The organism is Marichromatium sp. AB32 (genome assembly GCF_003718675.1).
Classification (GTDB): Bacteria; Pseudomonadota; Gammaproteobacteria; order Chromatiales; family Chromatiaceae; genus Marichromatium; species Marichromatium gracile.
Genome location: NZ_RHFJ01000032.1, coordinates 20,948 through 41,496, shown reverse-complemented (window position 1 = coordinate 41,496; position 20,549 = coordinate 20,948). Strand labels below are relative to the sequence as shown.

Here is a 20,549-nt window from a genome sequence, read left to right as displayed (position 1 = left end):
CTCGCCGTGTTACTGGCCGCCGCGAGCCGCGCTCAGTTCGAGCGGCTCGCGGCGTGGCGCGCGGCCTGTGCCTCGGGGGCGCGACTCGATGACTGGGATCCGCCCAACCTGCCCGAGTAGTCCTCAGTCATCGCTGTCGGTGCGCCGTGGCGCGAAGGCGTCGAGCAGTCGGCTCATGTGCGAGCGGAAGTCGTCCTGCTGCTGCTTCTCGGCGCTGACGAAGCGCTCATCCTGCTCGACCAGGCCCTGCATCAGCTCGGCACCGCTGGCGCGGGCGTCCTCGAGGAAGCCGAGCGCAGGCTGCGAGAAGCGCTCCTGCATCTGATCCATCAGCTGACCGATCCGACGACCGGGGCGCTCGCTCTGCGAGTCGTTGCCGAGTTGCTGGGTCTCCTGATAGCGCTGGGCCTGAGCGACCGAGTAGCTGGTACTCGAACTCATGTTCAGCTCCATGCGCGAGAGCTGCCCGGCGTCGAACGAGAGACTGCCGGCCTGGGAGAAGGCCGCCTGCACGTCGCCCTGGAAGAAGCTGTTGGCCAGCTCGCTGGTGTCCTGTACCAGGTTGCGGATGGCGTCGAGCTCTTCGGTGTCGAGATCACCCTTGACGCTGAAGCTGTAGTTGCTGGAGGCGCTGCGCGAGACGTCGAACTGCGCCACCTGATTGCCCTCGCTGTCGCGGGCGAGTGCTGCAGTGGCGCTGTAGTCGAGCTGCTGGCCGAAGTCGATACGCACGCTGTCGCCGTCGCGGGTGCGCACCTCGAGCGAGAAGGACTCGGCGTGCTGGAAGCGCTCGGCGACGCCGATGGCGGTAGTGGCGCTGCTCGCCGTGCTCTGGCCGCCGGGGGCCAGGCCGTCGAGCGCGGCGAAGGTCAGTTGCTCGGTCTCGTCGAGCTGTTCGGCGACCTTGCCCTGAAGCATGTCGAGGTTGGAGAGGATCTCGCGCGCCTCCTCGAAGCCCTTGCGTGCGCCCTCGACGGCCTGCTGATAGAGCTGTTCGACCTCGGCCTCGGAGCGGCCACGGGCGCGGGCGCTCTCCAGCCCGGTGGCCACCGCATCGGCGATGCGGTTGGCGACCTTCTCCGGGGTGAAGTTCTCGGCGTCGAGCTTGCGCACGGCATTGGCGTCCATGCCGGGGATGTGCGCGGCGAGTCGCTCGAGCACCTGCTGCTGTGGCGCCGCTGCGCTGCCGTCGCGGGTCGCTGTCGTCGGCGAGCCCGATGCGCCGGCACCCGAGCGCAGGGTCGTGAGCGATTGGAGCTGCGAGACGGATGAGTGGAGCGAGATCATCTCTGGGCCTCCGGGGCGAGTCTGTTCCGTCCCTGAGTAACGGCCGCGGCAAGAGGTTCTTGAATCTTAGCTATCAGCGATCAGCCTCCAGCTGCCAGTCATGGCTGCCAGCCTTCGGCGCTGGCAGCTGGTCGCTGGTGGCTGAACCACCAACGGCGAGTCTCCAGCTCTCGGCCTTAGTCATGGGCGCTAGCCTTCCCTGGCGGCTGGCGGCTGGCGGCTGGCGGCTGGCGGCTGGCGGCTGGCGGCTCAGATATGGAAACGCCCGAGCAGGGTCTGGAGTTCGAGGGCGAGCGCGGCCAGGGCCTCGCTGGCGTGGGCGATCTGGCCGGAGGTGGTGGCGGCGTGCGCGGTGCCGTCGTTGATGTTGGAGACGCTGCGGTTGACCTCCTCGGCGACCGCGGACTGCTCCTCGGCAGCGCTGGCGATCTGGGCATTCATGTCGGTGATGGTGCTGATCGACTGGGTGATGGTCTGGAAGGACTCGGCGGCGTGCGTGGTCTGGGCGACGCCTTCGCCGGCCTTGGCGCGACCGCGCTCCATCGCCTCGACCGCGCCGAGCGCGCCGCCCTGCAATCGTTCGATCATCTCCTGCACCTCGGTGGTCGAGGCCTGGGTGCGACTGGCAAGGTTGCGCACCTCGTCGGCGACCACCGCGAAGCCGCGCCCGTGCTCACCGGCGCGTGCCGCCTCGATCGCGGCGTTGAGTGCGAGCAGATTGGTCTGGTCGGCGATGGCGCGGATCACGTCGAGCACCTTGCCGATCTCCTCGCTGTCGGCGGCGAGGCGCGAGATCGCCTCGGCCGCGCTCTCGACCTCGAGGGCCAGCGCATCGATGGTGGTGTTGGCCTCGCCGACCACGGCGCTGCCGGCCTCGGCCTCGTTGTCGGTGTTCTGAGCCGCCTGCGCGGCCTCGGCGGCGTTGCGTGCGACCTCGGCCACGGTCGAGGCCATCTCGTGCATCGCGGTGGCGACCTGCTCGACCTCGCGCTGTTGCTGGGCGACGTGTTCGCGGCTCTCGGTGCTGGTCCCGGAGAGCTGCTCGGCGGCGGCCGAGAGTTGGCTGGCGGCGCCGGCGACCTGGCTGACCAGCGTGTGAATGCGCGCGATGAAGGCATTGAAGGCGTGCGAGAGATCGGCGATCTCGTCGTTGCCGTGGACCTCGAGACGCTGGGTCAGGTCGCCCTCGCCCTCGGCGATGTCACGCAGTCGCGCGGTGGTGGCGCGCACCGGTCGGACCACCAGGCGGGTGAGCAGCACGCCGAGCAGGGCCGCGAGCACCAGTGCGACGCTGGCCGCGCCCAGCATGCTCCAGCGTGCCAGCTGGCTGGTCTCTGCGGAGATGGCGATGCTCTCCTGCTGCTGGGCCTGGAGCGATTCCTCGAGCACCCCGAACAGATGGCGCAGGGTCTGCAGGTAGGCGAGGGTCTCGTTGCGATAGATGCGCAGCGCCTGATCGTGATCGCCGCGCTGTAGTGCGCTGTTGATCCGCTTGGCCGACTCGTGGACGGCGCGATGCGGGACCGCGATGGTGTCGAAGGCGGCGCGGAACGCTTCGGGGTAGCGCGCATAGCCCGGGTCGTTGCGCAGGCTGTCGTACCACTTGCCGAAGTCACACCGGTGCGGGTCGAGTTCGCCGGTGAAGGGTTGGTCGAGCAGCAGACTGAGCCCGAGATCGTTGACCCAGGCCAGGTGGTCGATCTCCTTGACCAGCTGGAAGTTGGATTGCTCGAAGCTCTTGATCAGCGCCTGCTGGACCTTGTCGGTGCGTTGCAGTCCACTCCAGCCGATCAGCGCGATCAGCAGCATGAAGACGAGTATGACGGTGAGGGCCAGGCCGATCTTGCGGCCGAGGCTGAGATGGATGCGGGACATGTTGGCTCGGTTGTTCTTGACTGTGCGTGTGGACCGGGGCGGTCCTGGTCGTTGTCTTGCCGAGCGGCGATGCGGCGGGGTCGGACGTGATGAGTGCGGGCGCCCGGATGGGCGGGCCACGTCAAGACCGGGCGTGATCCGTGCGCTCGGGCGATTGGATCCTCGGGCGAGCGATCCCTGCTTCGCGAACTCCTTCAGACCATGCGCCCGGGGCGATTGTCACGCGATTGTAACCTGATCGTCACCGGGTGTCCGGGGTTCAGGTCACGGAAACCCGGTGACTTTTGTACGCCGGGTGTCCGTGTTGCCGGCGAAGGTCGAGGCGGCCGTGGGGCGGTTCGGGCCGCGCGCCGACGGGCCGATCAGGCCTGGGGTTCGGCGCCGCCCTGCGGGGTGGGTTCGCCGTCGCCGAGCAGTGCCCAGAACAGCACCGCGACCCAGCCGACGAGGGTCCAGCCGAAGAGCACATTGATGAGGGTGATGCGCAGACGTCTGGTCAGTCCGCGGTCATGGGCGATCAGCCCGGGCAGCACATAGAGGGTGAGGAAGACCGCGGAGAGGAAGAGACCGCTGACGTCGATCGGGTAGAGCGCGTTGATCCCGACCAGCACGACCAGCCAGCCGAGCAGCAGCGCGGTGACGCTGAGACGCAGCCCGAGCGCCTGGGCGAGCCGCATCGGTGCGGACGAGGCGATGCGGTCGATGGTGTCGCGCCAGTCGGTGCGGGTCTCCGGGGTGGGGTGTTCCTGGGCCATGCTCGATGTCTCCAAAGTGCGAGAAGGGGGCAGCATAGTCCAGAACCCGGGCGAGTCGGAAGCGAGCCGGCGGGTCAGCCGGGCAGGGGCGGGGCGGCGTGCGCTCGGTAGCGGCTGGGGGCGACCCCATAGCGCGCCTGGAAGCGGCGCGAGAAGTGGCTCGGGCTCTGGAAGCCGACCTCGTAGGCGACGCGGGTGACGGCCATCCCTTGGTCGAGCAGCTCGGCGGCACGGCGCAGCCGACGCTCGAGCAGATAGGCGTTGGGGGTGCAGCCGAGCAGGGCGGCGAAGCGGGCATAGAATCGGGTGCGCGACATGCAGCTCAGTCGGCACAGCCGCTCGATGTCGAGCGGCTGGGCGAGATGACGCTCGATATGGTCGAGCACCGCGCTGAAGGGGTCGTGATCGGGCTCGGCGGCGGCGCAGGCGAGCAGGAACTCGCGCCCCTGCTGGCGCAACAGCCGGCCCAACAGCTCGTCGACGCCGTGATCGAGTACCAGGTCGTTGTCGGCGTCGGCCTGGAGAAAGCTCCCGGCGATGCGTTCGAGCAGGCGCTGGGTGGCCTCCGAGTGATGGCCGTGCCAGCTGTGCCGAGACACCGTCTGCCAGCTCCCGCGCCCGCGCGGCAGCGGCGCGTGGCGATCGAGCCGGTCGCACAGTCGGCGCAGTCGCTCGCGCTCGACGGCGATGGTCAGGCAGCGCGTCGGTCGTTGCAGCGTCGCCTCGGGGAAGTCGATCAGCACCTGCTCGCCGGGGGCGAGCACATAGGACTGGTGCGGCAGGAAGTCGTGCGCCGGGTGCGGGCCGTGCATCCGCTTGCGGCCCTGGGTCATCGCGCAGTAGAGCAGCTCCTCGGCGCGCAGCGGCACGTCGCGGGCCGGGGCGAAGGTGTCGTAGATCGACAGCTCGGCCGCGTGACGCGCGAACAGCGTGCGGTTCTCGATCAGGTCCACCGGCGGTTGCGATGGCAAGGCGGTGTTCAACGACATCGGTACGCTTGGCGACATGCTGTTCCCTCCGTGGTCCCCGGGCCTGGACTGTCAGGCCAGTCTTGGGGACTGCGGGGCAAGTATTCGATGGTCATGCCCCGTTAACGTCCTGTTGCCGGCACGGCGCGTGTCTTGCCGCCCAAGCGATGACGACAACAGGAGGATCTGAGCCATGATCTATGCCAACCCTGGTGATCCCGGCGCCGTGGTGCGCTTCGCCGAGCGCTATGAGAACTTCATCGGTGGCGAGTGGGTCGCCCCGGTCAATGGTCGCTACCTGGACAACGTCAGCCCGGTCAACGGCCAGGTGTTCTGTCAGGTGGCCCGCTCCGATGCTGCCGACATCGCCCTGGCGCTCGACGCCGCCCACGCCGCCGCTCCGGCCTGGGGGCGGACCTCGGTGACCGAGCGCTCCAACCTGCTGCTCAAGGTCGCCGATCGGATCGAGGCCAATCTGGAGCGGCTGGCGGTGGCCGAGAGCTGGGACAACGGCAAGGCGGTGCGCGAGACCCTGGCCGCCGACATCCCGCTCGCCGCCGACCACTTCCGCTACTTCGCCGGCTGTATCCGCGCCCAGGAAGGCTCGATGGCCGAGATCGACGAGCACACCGTCGCCTATCACGTCCACGAGCCGCTGGGCGTGGTCGGGCAGATCATCCCCTGGAACTTCCCGCTGCTGATGGCCGCCTGGAAGCTCGCCCCGGCGCTGGCCGCGGGCAACTGCTCGGTGCTCAAGCCCGCCGAGCAGACCCCGGCCTCGATCATGCTCTTCATGGAGCTGATCGCCGACCTGCTGCCGCCCGGGGTGATCAACGTCGTCAACGGTCTCGGCGAGGAGGCCGGGCAGGCGCTGGCCACCAGCGAGCGCATCGCCAAGATCGCCTTCACCGGCTCGACCCCGGTCGGCCAGCACATCCTGCGCTGTGCCGCCGACAAGTTGATCCCCTCGACCGTCGAACTCGGCGGCAAATCGCCCAACATCTATTTCAGCGACATCCTCCGTCACGAGGACGACTATCTCGACAAGTGCGTCGAGGGGCTGGTGCTGGCCTTCTTCAACCAGGGAGAGGTCTGCACCTGTCCGTCGCGGGCGCTGATCCAGGAGGACATCTACGAGGACTTCATCGGCCGGGTGATCGAGCGCGCGGCGCGTATCAAACGCGGCAACCCGCTCGACACCGACACCCAGGTCGGCGCCCAGGCCTCGCAGGAGCAGTTCGAACGCATCATGTCCTATCTCGACATCGGTCGCGAGGAGGGCGCCGAGGTGCTGATCGGCGGCGGTGCCGAGTGTCTCGACGGCTGTCTGAGCACCGGCTACTACGTGCAGCCGACCCTGCTCAAGGGGCGCAACGACATGAAGGTCTTCCAGGAGGAGATCTTCGGCCCGGTGGTCGGCGTGACCACCTTTCGCGACGAGGCCGAGGCCATCGCCATCGCCAACGACACCGAGTTCGGGCTCGGCGCCGGGGTCTGGACCCGCGACACCAACCGCGCCTACCGCGCCAGCCGCGCGATCCAGGCCGGGCGCGTCTGGGTCAACTGCTACCACGCCTATCCCGCGCACTCGGCCTTCGGCGGCTACAAGAAGTCGGGCATCGGGCGCGAGACCCACAAGAAGGCGCTCGACCACTACCAGCAGACCAAGAACATGCTGGTGAGCTACAGCACCAGCCCGCTGGGCTTCTTCTGAGCGCACTGGGCCGCCCCCGGGGTGCGAGCCCCGGGGCGGTCCGTCGGACGACTAGTTGAACATCTGGCAGGAGATGCTGCACGAGGACCTGGTGAAGACGGTGCCCGGCGGGCAGGGCATGCGCTGCGGGACGTCCTCGGGTACGCAGACCGTCGTCTGGTGCGGCTCGAAGCTGCCGACCGAGGTCGTCCAGCCGGGCGGGCACTGATAGCGGATCTCGAGCGGCGGGCGGGCGACGTGCAGGTCATCCGGGTCCGGGTGTTGCTGGACCTCGACCTCCCTCGGGTCGGGTTTGGTGAACTGATCCCTGGGCTCGGCCTGGGTGGTCGGCGCCAGTCCGGTGAGCAGGGCCAGGGAGAGGCCGAGTGCGGTCACGGTAGGTCTCATGCGCGGATACCTCGCTAGTCCATTGATCGAGATGATGTCCTTGCGCGCGCTCCTGGCACCGATCTGCAGGGATGCGATCGGTGAGGCGCTCGCCTCACCGACCGAGCCGTGCCACCGGACCGCGTGTCTATTGAGCCGGGTCCTGTCGTCACGGGTCAGCGTCTCAGCTGTTTCTTCACCGACTTGAGGTATTTGCCGAAGTCGCGGTCCTTCTTGCGCCGCTCGGCATGGGAGCGCTGGTGGAAGGCGGATTCCTCCCGGAGCTTCAGGTAGCTGTCGAGCTGTGCCCGACCGATCGTCCCGACCTCCACCGCCTGCAGGATAGCGCATCCGGGCTCGTCGGTATGGGTGCAGTCGCGGTAGCGGCAGTGCTGCGCGAGCGCGGTGATCTCGCCATAGCTGGCGTCGAGACCGCCCTCGGCGCCGATGACGCCGAACTCGCGCATCCCGGGGTTGTCGATGACCAGCGCGCCGCCGTCGAGCCGCATCAGCTCGCGTCGTACCGTGGTGTGACGTCCCTCGCCGGTGCCGCTGACGCCGCCGGTCTCCTGACGTGCCTGATCGGTCAGCAGGTTGATCAGGGTGCTCTTGCCGACGCCGGACGAGCCGACGAAGCAATAGGTCCTGCCCGGGGTGAGCAGCAGTTCGAGCGTCTCCAGCCCCTCCCGCGTCACGCTGCTCAGTGTCAGCACCGGCGCACTGATGCCGGCGTCACGGATCTCCGCGATCTGGGCCTCGAGCACCTCCGGCGCGACCAGATCGGTCTTGGTCAGCAGGATGTAGGGCTCGGCGCCGCCGTCGGTCACCATCACCAGATAACGCTCCAGGCGCCTCAGATTGAAGTCGAAGTGGCAGGACTGGACGATCACCGCGCAGTCGATGTTTGCCGCGATCATCTGCGGCTCACTGCTGTTCCCGGCGACCTTGCGGCGCAGCGCGGTGCGCCGCGCGAGCAGTGCATGGACGATGCCGAAGTCGTCGTCCGCGCCACCCTCCACAGACACCCAGTCACCGACGCAGGGGTGTGCGTCGGGGTGTGGGTGGCGATGGAGATAGCGACCGGCGAGCCTGGCACGGAACGGGCCGGTCTCGTCGAGCAGCAACAGCTGGTCGCGATCGACCGCGGCGACGCGGGCGAGTCGTGTGTTCGGGGCGGGGTCGAGCCTGTCCTCGAACCAGTCGGTCCAGCCCAGGGGGATCAGTTCGGCGTGCATGGTGGTCGTGTCGTCCGGTGATGGGTGGGTCCATGGGGGCAGCCGAGGCGCTGTCGCGATCGTCTTCGGGAGGCGTCATCAGCCGTGCCTTCGTGCCGATTCTAGCGGTCCCGCGAGACGGGGTCCTTGCGGACATGCCGGTCGGGGACGGGCGGGGTCGCCTTCGTGCCGAGCCGCCGCGAGATCGGCGCGAGACCAGGGCGGTTGCGTGGGACGGCCCGAGGCGTTCGCTCGGGCTCGATGAACGGCTGTATGATGCGAGGCGTCGCAGACGAGGAGCGTCAGCCCGGTGATTGCCCCCTTGACGCGCATGTTCCGCGCGGCCCGACTGCTACCCTCCAGCGCACCCAATCCATCATCGACGCCACAGGGAGGGGACGCGATGTCTCGCTCAGGACACCTGATACGCAGCGCCCGCGAGAACACCGGCGTGTCTCTCGGCATCAGGCCATTGGCGCCCTTGGCCGCGCTCTTCGTCGTCCTCGCCGTGCTGCTCCTGCCGGCGACGACGCTCGCCCAATCGGCGCCAGAGGTTGTGTCTCCGGGCCAGGAGACGGCATCGGGCGCGATGATCGAGGGGCAACCGCTCGATCAGGTGGAGGACTGGCGGCTCACCGGCGTTCCTGCCGAGCTGCAGGCATGGGTCCCGTGGGCGCTGCGAGACCAGGCCGCCGCGCTCGGCTGCACCCCCGCGCTGGCCGCCGGCGCCGCCCTCGATCCCGTGTGTGCCTGGCCGGGGCCGCTCGTCCTGTCGATCGGGCGCGGGGCCATGGGTTTCCGACAACCCTGGACCTTGCTCGAGCGGGGCTGGCTGCCGCTCCCCGGTCAACGCGGGGCCTGGCCGACCGAGGTGACGCTCGACGGCGCGCCCGCGACCGTGGTCGATCGGGACGGGAGGCCGTTCCTGTTCCTGGACGGCCCCCGCGCCTCCGCTCGCGTCGAGGGCGAGATCGCGTGGCTCCGCCGCCCGACGCAGCTGTCCATCCCCGAGCAGGTCGGGGTGGTGCTGGCGGCCGACGGCACGCCGCTCAGGCTCGACGACAACGGCGATCTCTGGCTCCAGCGCCCTCGCGAGGCGACGCCGGCGGCGCCCCAGGACTCGCTGTCGATCAAGGTCTTCCGGCGCTTCACCGATGGCAACCCGATGATCGTCGTCACCCGGCTGCTGATCTCCGTGACCGGGCGCGAGCGATCCCTGACGTTCGCGGACTTCCTGCCCGAGGGCTTCGTCCCCCATCAGGTCGAGAGCGCGCTCCCGGTGGGCATCGATCAGGCGGGGCGGCTCGAGATCCAGGTCGGGCAGGGCTCGCACTCGGTCGATGTCCTGGCGCACGCCACCGGCGACATCCTCAGCATCCCGGTCCCGGATGTCGCCGGCGAGGGCTGGCCCGGCAGGGAGCTGTGGTCGTTCCAGGTGGTGCCGGCGCTTCGTTCTCTCGGCTTCACCGGGCTGGATCAGATCGACCCCAGCCAGACCGAGATCCCCGAGCCGTGGCGCGGCGATCGCGCCTTTCTGGCCGACGCCGGCAAGGCCGGATCACTCGATGTACAGTTGCTCGCCGATATCGGCTCGGGCGTCGGGCGTGTGGACCTGCGCCGCGAGGCGTGGCTCGACTTCTCCGGTCGCGGGCTGACGTTTCGCGACAGCATCACCGGCGAGCTGTTCGCGCCGGGCCGTTTCTCGTCGCCCCTGGACATCGGCCGTCTCGAGCTGAACGGCACACCGTGGGTGCTCTCGGAGATCGCCTCGGACGATGAGACGGCATCGCTGGACGGGATCGAGGTGCCGGCGGGGCGACTCGCGCTCACCGCGGAGGGGCGTCTGGAGACCGATCCCGAGCAGTCCGGCACCTTCCCCCTGCGGCTCGCGAGCAATGGCTGGGCGGCCGAGAGCGCGGTGTTCGACTCGGTCAACACCACCATCAACCTGCCGGCGGGGTGGCTCGCCGTCGCCGCCTTCGGCACCGACAACCTCCCGCAGACCTGGCTCACCAAGTGGAACCTGCTCGATCTGTTCCTGCTCATCCTGGTCGCCGCGCTCTTCGTCAAGGCCCTGGGCCTTTGGGCCGGGGTGCTGTGGGTGATCGTCGGGGCGCTGACCTGGCAGTTGCCCTTCGGCGGCGGGTCGCTGTGGATCGCCGTCATCCTCCTCGGCATCCTGACGCGGGCGTGCTACCAGCGCGATATCCCGCGTCTCGGCAACCTCGTCGGCGGGATCGCCGCGGTGCTGTTCGTCGTGCTCGCCGTGTTCGTCGCCTCCTACACGGTCTATGCGGTCAAGACGTCGCTGTTTCCGCAGCTTGATCGCAACTTCGCCAACCGCTACGACGCGGCGTTGTCCAGCCCGAACCGCGCGATGGGGTTCGCCGAGGCCGAGATGGCGATGCCGTCATCCGCGCCCATGCGAGGCAAGGCCGCCGCGCCTTCTGACTATCTGGGCCTCGATCAGGACGGTGGTCGCCTGCAGGTGATCGTCGATGCCGAGGCCAAGATCGGCACCGGGCCGGGACTGCCCACCTGGCGCGGCAACCAGACCACCCTTGCCTGGCAGGTCCCGAACGTTCCGGATGCCTTCGAGTCCGCCTCGCTCTATCTGCTCACGCCGATGATGTTCGGCGCCGCGAAGCTGATCGGCGCGGGCGGTCTCATCGTGTTGCTGGTGGCATTGGCCTTCCGCGGCTACCGGACCTATCGCGACCGGCCCGCGGCATCGGACGAGGAGGCGATGACGCTCGACGTCGACGCCGCCCGGTCCTCGTCGCCCGCCGTTGCGCTGATCGCCGTGGCGGTGCTGTCGAGCCCCGCGCTCTTCGTCAGCGACGAGGCGCTCGCCCAGTCCGCCGGCTATCCCTCGGAAACGCTGATCGAGGCGCTGCGTTCGCATGTGCTCCGCTCCCCCGAGTGCGCGCCCAACTGTGCGTCCTCGGGCGACATGCGGGTGATGATCTCCCGCGCCGACGACCAGCAGGGGTGGACGCTGCGGCTGCTCCTGGACGTCTCCGCCCTGCACGAGACCGCCTATCCGCTCCCCGCGCGACGCTCCGAGTGGCAGCCACGGGCGGTCCTGCTCGACGGCGAGACGACGCCGGTGCGCGCGGATGCCGCATCGCGGATCAGGTACGTCCGCGTGCCCGCCGGGCGACACACCCTCGAGCTGTCCGGCGCCATCCCGCCCGGCGGGCTGACCCTGACGCTCAACGCCCCGCCGCAGCGAATCCGGGTCGACGCCCCGGACATCTGGCGCGTCGATGGCGTCTCCGCGCTCGGGCTGTCCAACGGCAGTCTCAGCATCGCGCCCCGGCAGCGCGCTGAGGCCGGGGACGCGAGCGCGCCCGATACCGCGGGACTCGAACCCTTCACCCGGGTGCTCAGGACCATCTCCTTCGGTCCCAAGTGGACGGTCTCGACGCGGGTGCAGCGCCTGTCGAGCAGCAGCGACAGCGCCGTCGTGCTGGTGCCCCTGCTCGATGGCGAGCGCGTCGTCTCCTCGGGCCTGTCCGTTCGGGACGGCCGCATCGAGATCCCGTTCCGCGCCGGCCAGACCGAGCGTCGGTGGACCAGCGAGCTGGAGTTCGCCGATCGCATTCGTCTGGAGAGCCCGGGCGGGGGCGCGTTCAGCGAGACCTGGGCGATCGCGGAATCCCCCTTGTGGCGCGTCGAGGCGGTCGAGGACGAGGGCGTCGCAACCCTCCAGCAGGGGGCGCTGCGGACCTGGAAGCCCTGGCCGGGACAGCGCCTCGAACTCAACGTGACCCGGCCCAAGCCGGTGCCGGCCGCAACCATGACGGTGCGCGCCTCGACCCTGACCGTCATGCCGCGGGCCAAGGGCTCCCGATACACACTGGAGGTCAGCATCCAGTCCAGTCAGGGGGATGTGCTGCCGATCAGGCTGGCGGCCGGGTCGCGCTTCGAGGCGCTCGAGGTGGATGGCTCCAGACGGCACGTCCGAGAGACCGCGCTGGAGGATGGCCGGGTGGAGCTTCAGGTCCCGATCGATCCCGGTCTCCATAGGGTCCTGGTGAGCTGGGATGCCGAGGCGGCGATCGCGACGCGCTACCGGGTCGAGCCGGTCGAGCTTGGCGTGACCGCCGCGACGAATCTCAGCGTCAAGGTGATGCCCGCCGAGGATCGATGGGTGGTCTGGACCGCCGGTCCCTCCATGGGGCCTGCCGTGACCTTCTGGGCGCTGCTGATCGCCGTTGTCGTCGCGGCCCTGGTGTTCGGGGCGATTCGCGGGATTCCGCTCAAGCGCCTCGATTGGTTCGTGCTCCTCGTCGGACTGACGCAGTCGCTCCTTGCCGCGGTGGTCGTGGTGGTCTGGGTGCTCGCCTTCCATGCGCGCGGTTGGTTGTCACCGAAGGCCTCGGCGTGGCGGCACAACCTCGTGCAACTGGTGCTGGCGCTGCTGACCGTCGCGGCCTTCGCCACGCTGCTCGACTCGATCCCGTCGAGCCTGCTCGGCCAGCCCGAGATGCATATCGCCGGCAACGGATCGAGCGCCGATGCGCTGCAGTGGTATCAGGACCGGGTCGAGGGTGAGGCGTGGGTGGCGCTGCCGCAGCCCGAGATGATCTCTGCCTGGGTGATCGTCTACCGGGCGTTGATGCTGCTGTGGGCGCTGCTGGTCGTGCGCCTGGTCGTCCGGCTGGCAAGCTGGGCCTGGGCGCGGTTCGTCGCCCCCGTGGCGTTCAAGCCGATCGGGGGAGGGGCGCGGCGCGCGCAGCCGAAGGTCTAGCGTGCAGGGGCTGGCGCGGCCAGGGACAGGCCATGCACACTATCGGCCAGGGACGGGCGAGGGCGATGCGGTCGCTGCCGGACGATCGGTCGGCGTGGTCGGGCCGAAGAGGGCCGTGGCGCGGCGCACGCCGCGTAGATAACGACACTCTCGCCGTGCCGCGAGCGCCGTCATCCGCTCCGGCGCACCGATTGCCGCACCGAACCCCTTGAGCAGGAAACCGGCGTGCTCGACGAAGCGCTCCGTCGCGATGCCGAGTCGGGTGAGGATGTCGGGCAGCTCCGCCGGGATCGACCCGCGCTTGCGTGGGTGCAGGGCGCGGCCGAGCGAGTCGACGAGGGTCAGATAGTCGCCGAAGGTGAAGGGGATTGCTGCCGGGACTTCGGCGGGGTTGCCGAAGGGCAGTAGTGGGGCAGGGGGCAGGCGATCGAGGACGGTCTCCCAGAGGTGAGTGCTGCGGGCATCTGGTGAGCTGTCGGCGTGGTCGGTCTCGGGCGCTGCGGCGGTGCACGCCGTTGGTGGGGCGTCGACAACCTCAGGTGTCGATCGCTCTATGACAGCGAACGATCGTCCTGCCGTGTCACCTTCGTCCGCGCGCAAGTCGGCGATCCGCGCCGCGATCCCGGTATGCGCGCTCTCCTCCGGCGTCTCCGCGACCCCCGCCCGAATCGGGTTGAGATCGACATAGGCCATCACCGCCAACAGCGCCGTCTCATCGAGGATCGCCTGCGAGCGAAAGCGCCCCTCCCAGAACCGCCCGCGCACCCCGTCCTCCCGATTCGCCGCCCGCGCGATCGACTCGTTGAGCACCCGCATGAACCAGGAGAGATCCGCCAGCCGCGCCCGATATGTCGCGACCAACCCCGCGACCACCTCCAGCTCCGCCTCGGTCATCCCCGCCCGCGTCGCAGGCGACAGGAACCGCTCCACCACCACCGGCCCCCGGAACAGACACCGCCAGCGCCGCAGCACCTCGGTCTCCGACCACCCCGCCGCTCGATTGGCATCCACCCGCACCACCAGATGCACGTGATTGCTCATCACCGCATAGGCCGCGACATCAATCGCGAACACCCCCGCGAGCTGCCGCAATCGCAACTCCACCCACCCGCGCCGATGCTCGAAGCTCCGTCCGGTCAACCGATCGAAGCCGCAGAGATACGCCCGGCGCACGCACCGCGTGACGACGTGATACCAGGGCGTATCGGACAAGGAGACGAGCGCGGCGCGGGGACGAGTCATGGGGCATCTCCGCTGGAGGTGTTGGGAGAAGCGTAGGAGAGCGTCTCGCGAGCGTCAACGGTAAGTGGGTGTCCTTTACTCTCCCGAACACCCCCGCGAGCTGGCGCAACCGTAGCTCCACCCAGCCGCGACGATGCTCGAAGCTCCGTCCGGTCAACCGATCGAAGCCACAGAGATACGCCCGGCGCACGCACCGCGTGACGACGTGATACCAGGGCGTATCAGAAAGGGAGACGAGCGCGGCGCGGGGACGAGTCATGGGGCATCTCCGCTGGAGGTGTTGGGAGAAGCGTAGGAGAGCGTCTCGCGAGCGTCAACGGTAAGTGGGTGTCCTTTACTCTCCCGAACACCCCCGCGAGCTGGCGCAACCGTAGCTCCACCCAGCCGCGACGATGCTCGAAGCTCCGTCCGGTCAACCGATCGAAGCCACAGAGATACGCCCGGCGCACGCACCGCGTGACGACGTGATACCAGGGCGTATCAGAAAGGGAGACGAGCGCGGCGCGGGGACGAGTCATGGGGCATCTCCGCTGGAGGTGTTGGGAGAAGCGTAGGAGAGCGCCTCGCGAGCGTCAACGGTAAGTGGGTGTCCTTTTGTTTGCTCATCACCGCATAGGCCGCCACATCGATCGCGAAAACCCCCGCGAGCTGACGCAACCGCAACTCCACCCACCCGCGCCGATGCTCGAAGCTCCGCCCCGTCAGCCGATCGAAGCCGCAGAGATACGCCCGGCGCACGCACCGCGTGACGACGTGATACCAGGGCGTATCGGAGAGGGAGACGAGCGCGGCGCGGGGACGAGTCATGGGGCATCTCCGCTGGGGGTGTTGGGAGAAGCGTAGGAGAGCGCCTTGGGAGCGTCAACGGTAAGTGGGTGTCCCTTTCAGTACCTGTGTCCCTTTCAGTACCTTGGGAACGTCAACAGTAAGTGGGTGTCCTTTACCTCAACTGTAGCCGGGCTCGCCCTCGTTGACGCCGACCCTCTCGTTGGTCGACTCGGAGAGGTCCATCAGCACGACGATGGCGAGATCGCGGACGTGGCGGGTGATGCGGATGTTGATGCGCGGGTCGGGCATGACGCCGCGACGGATGTCGACCATGGCGCGCACCGCGGCTTCGAGATCGAGTTCCTCGCCCTCCTCGTAGCCGCGCCGACGCACCACGCCCTGGGGCTGGAGGGCGTCGATGAGGTGGCGGATGCGCGAGGCGATGGGGCGATGGCGAACGGTAAGTGGGTGTCCTTTACTCTCTTCTAGTAAGTGGGTGTCCTTTACTCTCTGGTGTCCTTTTTTTTTTTTCTGGAGGTGTAGGGGGAAGCGTAGGAGAGGGCCTTGGGAGCGTCAACGGTAAGTGGGTGTCCTTTACTCTCTTTACTCTCCACGGTGCGGGGACGAGTCATGGGGCATCTCCGCCGGGGGTGTTGGGTGAAGCGTAGGAGAGGGCCTTGGGAGCGTCAACGGTAAGTGGGTGTCTTTTTGTTTGCGCTGCGCCGCCCGGTCAACCGATCGAAGCCGCACAGATACGCCCGGCGCACGCACCGCGTGACGACGTGATACCAAGGCGTATCAGACAAGGAGACGAGCGAGGTGCGGGGACGAGTCATGAGGCATCTCCGCTGGAGGTGTTGGGAGAAGCGTAGGAGAGCGCCTTGGGAACGTCAACAGTAAGTGGGTGTCCTTTACCTTTACTACTACTACTACTACTACTACTACTACTACTACCGGGTGTATCGGAGAGGGAGACGAGCGAGGCGCGGGGACGAGTCATGGGGCATCTCCGCTGGAGGTGTTGGGAGAAGCGTAGGAGAATGCCTTGGGAGCGTCAACAATAAGTGGGTGTCCTTTTGATTGCTTGCTGATTGCTGCTTTTATTCTCTCAGGTGTCCTTTTCTACGTTAAGTGTGGCGAGATTCATCGATCGACTTTTTTAGCTTTGCGCACGCTTCGTCGATGCGCTTAATCAAAGGGTCTCTTAGCTGTTTAGCGCTAAAATTACAGGTATCAAAATTTTCTAGGGTGACTGCGCGACGGAGGCCGATCATCAGGCGGCACACCTGCGTGCGTTGAAGAAGATTGGCGTTCGATAAATCTTCGGATAATATCTTAATCATAACGAGGATTTCTGAAGCTAAGTCTTTTTCTTCTTTCTCACTTGTGTGGTATTGATAAGCGAGTCTATGGATATTATCAACTTTCCTGCAGAGTTTATCGATTTCAGATAATAACTCTTTTCGGCGCTCACTGCGCTTCGTCAGACGGGAAGTTGCAAACCATGTAAAAAACGCAACAATAGCTGTGACAGGCAAATCCGTAAATACCTGCGCCCAAGCCAAAACATCGCAACAATTAGGCAGACTCATCCGCTCCATGTCGAATATAATACTCGATCTCCATAACAACGCTGGGGTCGCTTGATCGCAGTGTAAAGATGCCCAGTATGTTTTCTGGAGAGTACCCCTTCCTGGCTAGCCCGCCGAACGCCTCCTCTAAAAATGAAGAGCCGAACCCACGCACGCCATCGAGTTCGATTTCAACCGGCTTGCCTGTTTGCATTGCCGGAACAAGAAAGTCATCGCGAAATTTCTCACCGCTATAGGGGCCATCGCTTCGGTAGCGTCCGGCTGGGTGGCGAGTAAAGTCTCGTGCAATGCTTATGTTATTGTCTGTGATCGACATTGCTTCACTCCTCTTGGTCAAGCGGGAGAGCCCAGCAAATGAGTGTTCCAAGGATAGACCCTTTGTAGTTGAAATGTGTTTCTTCTTCTTTGCCGTTATGTTTTTGATAGGAATAACATCCGGCATTGCTGTATATCAGCAAATGGCTTTCGTTTGCCTTGGATATCGCCGCCACAAGCTGTTTCAACCCCTTCCCTCTGTGCCCTAAGCCGGTGCGTGAGCGGCTTTGTTTTACCGCAGCTTCAATTGCTTTTCCGTCCGGGGGAGTCCTTCTTAAAATCTCTATAAGGCTATCCCAGAGCTGCTTTTTCTTGAGCGGGAGTGAGCGCGGAATACCAATGCCAAGGTCGCAGAAAGTGACAGATAGACGGTTGTCTTTGACCTGCGAAAACATCCACCATTCTTTTCTTGAGTCGACGTAATTGAGTCCGTCAAATCGTAAATTTTCATAGGCGTGATGGTTGGCGTTAGTCATAGCTTCGACGATGCCTTCATACAAGCCTCTTTGAAATCGGGATGAAATTTTGTCCTCGAAATCTCCTAGAATCCGCTCATACTCCTCGCCGCGTGCGCCGGTACCAGATGCATGCCGCCAGGAAACGACATCGTTATAACTCGGCTCCACATGACTCCGGTAACGCAGCAATTCGTAAATCCCGACCTGCTGTAAGACCTGGGAAACTTTTTCGTTTTCAGGCGGGCGACACTTAATCTTTGCGGCGTTGCCGATAATCCGAAGAATACGGGACAACTCAGCCTTGAGAAGCAAAGTTCCGTCTGCGAACATTCGTTCTGTGCGCGTGAAGTCGATGATGACATCACGCGATTTTCGTACAGCAAAATTCCTGAGCTTGGCAGCGAACGCGATCACCTGCTCACGATGGTGCTTGTTATGCAAACAGAACATCGGCGGGGCCTCGACATTAAACCAGCTCGCGCGTCGACTGACTTTAAGGCGTCTTCGGCGTTGCTTTTTGAGACGCCGACACTCACGCCGCCTCATGATCCGCCAGCGCCGCAGCTTCGTGCTAGTCGTTTCGCGCTTCATCTCGCCCTTATCTGCTTACCCTAACCCAAATCGCCAGCACCCCGCCGCCCCGCCGGAAGACCGTACGACCAAACACGCCAGATATCCCCACCCCGCCAGGCCACCCCCCCCACCCCCAATGGTTTCTCATAAGTAGTTGAGTCCTCGACCAAATTTGGTCAGGAGCGTCTTGCTGAGCGAGCGAAGGAGAGCCTCCAGCGAGGCTGCCAGTGGCAAAATGATGGTTGGGAAGGTTGGATTCTAGCACTACTTTTCGTACAAAACGTAGTCGCAGTGAGGCCCCCTCACCCCGTCAACACCCCAAACACCCCAGGCAACCGCTCCGGCAACCGCTCAACCTGATCGACGATCGAGTACCCGTTCTCGCCGAAGATCCGCGCGACATAGCGGTCGGCCTCGGGGTCGAGGGTGAGGCAGTGGGTGTGGATGCCGCGGGTGCGCAGGTCCTCGACCGCCTTCTTGGCGTCGTGGCGGAGGTATTGCGGGTCGCGCTCGTCGATGTCGGCGGGCTCGCCGTCGGTGATGAGCAGCACCAGGCGCTTCTGCGCCGGTTGCTGTTCGAGGTGATGGCCGGCGTGGCGCAGTGCTGCGCCCATGCGGGTGGAGAGCCCGCCGCGCATCCCGGCCATGCGTGACTTGGCCGCGTCGCCATAGTCCTGGTCGAAGTCCTTGAAACGGTAGTAGCGGACGTCGTGACGACCGTCGGAGGCGAAGCCGTGGACGGCGAAGGCGTCGCCGATGGCGTCGATCGCCCAGGCGAGCAGGCCGGTGGCCTCGCGGGTGAGGTCGAGGATGCTGGGGGCCTCGTCGTAGCCGGGCTCGCCCTCGTTGACGCCGACCCTCTCGTTGGTCGACTCGGAGAGGTCCATCAGCACGACGATGGCGAGATCGCGGACGTGGCGGGTGATGCGGATGTTGATGCGCGGGTCGGGCATGACGCCGCGACGGATGTCGACCATGGCGCGCACCGCGGCATCGAGGTCGAGTTCCTCGCCCTCCTCGTAGCCGCGCCGACGCACCACGCCCTGGGGCTGGAGGGCGTCGATGAGGTGGCGGATGCGCGAGGCGATGGGGCGATGGCGGGTGAGGATCTCGTCCATCAGCGCCGGGTCGCCGCGCTCCTGGCGGCGCTCGATCACGCTCGTCCAGTCGGGGCGGTAGAGCTGGACGTGGTAGTCCCACTCGGGATAGTGGAAGGGCTCGGAGATCGGCTCGCGGCCCTCCAGCTCGTTGATGGTGCAGTCCTCCTGGTCGAGCCAGAAGGGGGTGGCGAGGTTCCACACCTCCTGGGCGTCGTCGCCGGCAAGCTCGCAGTCGAGTTCGTTGACCATCTCCATCACGCTGACCTGACGGCGTACCTGTCGCGCGCGCTCGGGCAGGTAGTCGAGCCCCTGGGTGATGAACAGGTTCTCGTCGAAGGCCCAGCAGTAGCGGTTGTCGTCGCGATAGGGCAGGGGCATGTCCTCGAGCACGCGCAGGCTCGGCAGTGCCACCAGTTCGAGCGCGCGGTCGTGGAAGGCGAGCCCGGCCTCGCGGCTGATCGCGTTGTCGGTGCCGCGGGTGGCGCAGTGCTCATGGAAGCGTGCGGCGCTCTCGGCGATCGCCGGTTCCGGGTCCTGGTACTCGGGGTCGAGCAGGGCGCGCGCCAGCCGGGTGAGCAGCGATTGCATCGGGTGGGCGTTGGCCGCGAGGGGGAGGGCGTGGGCGTGGATGGCGCCCCAGAGCTTGCGCAGGCCGGGGAACTCGGCGACCGCCAGGGCCTCGACGCGGGCGTCCTCGAACAGGGTGACGACGAAGCGCTGCGCCGGGCTCAGGCCGGTGCCGTCGAGCGGCGCGGTGGTGTAGACCAGATGGGCGGCGCAGTGGGCGGCGGCGGCGCGGTAGAGGTCGACGCCGGGGATGCCCTGCCAGTCGTCGAAGGCATCGGGGAGATGGATCTGGAACTCCTCGATGAAGGGGCGCAGTCCCTCGCGCGACTCATAGTCGCCCGAGGTCGGACGCATGAAGAAGGCGCGCGCCCAGAGCGCGCGCAGATAGAAGTTGAGACGGCGCTGGTTGTCGACGAACAGGGTGCCGCGCCGCTCCTGCTGGAGCACCGCGCGCGAGGCCTCGCTGGCCAGGCCGAAGTAGGCGAGCTGGCCGTCGAGGTCGCGGGCGTGGGCCTGGGCGCCCCACAGCGCCCAGCGGCGCAGCCCGCCGAGGGTGAGCTTGGCGAACAGTTCGTCGCTGTGTTCGAGCATCGGACGCAGGCCGCGCGGGGCCTTGCCGGCGAGCTGGTGGAGCAGGCCGAGATAGCCGCGCATCAGCTCGGCGTCGCCGAGCCGGGTGGCGGCCAGCCCGAGCGAGCCGAGCAGCAGGGTGAGCACGGTGCCGGAGGTGTGCGAGGCGAGCTTCATCAGCGCGCCGACGATGTCGGGGATGATGTCCTCGCCGAGTTCGCGGGCGACCCCGGGCATCTCCTGCACATAGGTCATCACCAGATCGTCGCCCTTGTTGAGCGTGCACATCGCGCGGATGCCGGTGACATAGTGCTCCAGCCCGCGCGGCGAGAGCAGGCGCGCGGCCTCGTGATGGCTCGCCTCGAGCGCCTGGGCGTGCTCGGCGCCGGACTTGAGGCAGGAAAGTGCGTCTTGCATATCGCTGGTCAT

General features: G+C 66.7%; 13 protein-coding genes and 4 pseudogenes. 2 read left to right on the top strand and 15 right to left on the bottom strand.

The annotated features are described in order from the left end of the window. Positions 1-123: 123 nt before the first annotated feature. The 4 genes from EBL85_RS10915 to EBL85_RS10900 all read right to left on the bottom strand — a co-directional run bounded on the left by EBL85_RS10915 (position 124) and on the right by EBL85_RS10900 (position 4,924). Positions 124-1,287 carry a DUF5610 domain-containing protein gene (locus tag EBL85_RS10915; protein WP_123139914.1) on the bottom strand — a complete coding sequence of 388 codons (1,164 nt, stop codon included), beginning with the start codon at positions 1,285-1,287 and terminating at the stop codon, positions 124-126. 249 nt (positions 1,288-1,536) lie between these two features. Continuing rightward, positions 1,537-3,162: a methyl-accepting chemotaxis protein gene (locus tag EBL85_RS10910; protein WP_123142924.1), complete on the bottom strand. Its 1,626-nt coding sequence runs from the start codon at positions 3,160-3,162 to the stop codon at positions 1,537-1,539. A gap of 362 nt (positions 3,163-3,524) precedes the next feature. Continuing rightward, the gene (locus EBL85_RS10905) at positions 3,525-3,917 is read right to left on the bottom strand and encodes a superinfection immunity protein (protein ID WP_200189239.1); all 393 of its coding nucleotides are present in this window, start codon (positions 3,915-3,917) and stop codon (positions 3,525-3,527) included. 74 nt (positions 3,918-3,991) lie between these two features. After that, the gene (locus tag EBL85_RS10900; RefSeq protein ID WP_123142923.1) at positions 3,992-4,924 is read right to left on the bottom strand and encodes an AraC family transcriptional regulator; all 933 of its coding nucleotides are present in this window, start codon (positions 4,922-4,924) and stop codon (positions 3,992-3,994) included. Positions 4,925-5,078: 154 nt separating this feature from the next. Between EBL85_RS10900 and EBL85_RS10895 the strand changes: the two genes are divergently transcribed. Further along, complete coding sequence (locus EBL85_RS10895) at positions 5,079-6,599, top strand: aldehyde dehydrogenase family protein (RefSeq protein WP_123139910.1); 1,521 nt, start codon at positions 5,079-5,081, stop codon at positions 6,597-6,599. A gap of 51 nt (positions 6,600-6,650) precedes the next feature. Here the strand turns inward: EBL85_RS10895 and EBL85_RS10890 are convergent, their stop codons facing one another. Both EBL85_RS10890 and rsgA read right to left on the bottom strand, forming a co-directional pair. After that, a complete protein-coding gene (locus EBL85_RS10890) occupies positions 6,651-6,986 on the bottom strand; it encodes a hypothetical protein (protein ID WP_123139909.1) in 336 nt (111 codons plus the stop codon). 155 nt (positions 6,987-7,141) lie between these two features. Then, positions 7,142-8,200, bottom strand: coding sequence for a ribosome small subunit-dependent GTPase A (gene rsgA, locus EBL85_RS10885; protein WP_123142922.1), 1,059 nt, complete (start codon positions 8,198-8,200; stop codon positions 7,142-7,144). Positions 8,201-8,582: 382 nt separating this feature from the next. On the opposite strand from rsgA, the gene EBL85_RS10880 reads away from it, so the two are divergent. Continuing rightward, entirely contained in the window at positions 8,583-12,935 is a 4,353-nt protein-coding gene (locus EBL85_RS10880; RefSeq protein WP_148040538.1) for a hypothetical protein, read from the top strand. Between the two features lie 39 nt (positions 12,936-12,974). Here the strand turns inward: EBL85_RS10880 and EBL85_RS10875 are convergent, their stop codons facing one another. From EBL85_RS10875 to EBL85_RS10840, 9 genes and pseudogenes are all read right to left on the bottom strand, one after another. After that, on the bottom strand, positions 12,975-14,177 hold the full coding sequence (locus tag EBL85_RS10875) for a transposase (protein WP_123142920.1): 1,203 nt from the start codon (positions 14,175-14,177) through the stop codon (positions 12,975-12,977). 344 nt (positions 14,178-14,521) lie between these two features. Continuing rightward, positions 14,522-14,695: pseudogene (locus EBL85_RS17440) on the bottom strand (Type I secretion system protein TolC); the annotation flags it as partial. An 82-nt stretch (positions 14,696-14,777) separates the two neighbouring features. Next, positions 14,778-14,984, bottom strand: a pseudogene (locus tag EBL85_RS17435) (hypothetical protein); the annotation flags it as partial. Positions 14,985-15,125: 141 nt separating this feature from the next. Continuing rightward, positions 15,126-15,398: pseudogene (locus EBL85_RS10855) on the bottom strand (VWA domain-containing protein); the annotation flags it as partial. A 251-nt stretch (positions 15,399-15,649) separates the two neighbouring features. Further along, positions 15,650-15,781: pseudogene (locus EBL85_RS17430) on the bottom strand (transposase); the annotation flags it as partial. 291 nt (positions 15,782-16,072) lie between these two features. Further along, the gene (locus EBL85_RS17100) at positions 16,073-16,537 is read right to left on the bottom strand and encodes a hypothetical protein (RefSeq protein WP_148040537.1); all 465 of its coding nucleotides are present in this window, start codon (positions 16,535-16,537) and stop codon (positions 16,073-16,075) included. Then, positions 16,524-16,853 carry an STAS-like domain-containing protein gene (locus EBL85_RS10845; RefSeq protein WP_123142919.1) on the bottom strand — a complete coding sequence of 110 codons (330 nt, stop codon included), beginning with the start codon at positions 16,851-16,853 and terminating at the stop codon, positions 16,524-16,526. The genes EBL85_RS17100 and EBL85_RS10845 overlap by 14 nt, the downstream gene beginning before the upstream one ends. Positions 16,854-16,857: 4 nt before the next feature. Further along, the gene (locus EBL85_RS17095) at positions 16,858-17,901 is read right to left on the bottom strand and encodes a hypothetical protein (protein ID WP_148040536.1); all 1,044 of its coding nucleotides are present in this window, start codon (positions 17,899-17,901) and stop codon (positions 16,858-16,860) included. Positions 17,902-18,185: 284 nt separating this feature from the next. Next, positions 18,186-20,549 (bottom strand): nitric oxide reductase activation protein NorD, encoded by a 2,364-nt coding sequence (locus tag EBL85_RS10840; protein WP_123142918.1) that lies wholly within the window; start codon positions 20,547-20,549, stop codon positions 18,186-18,188.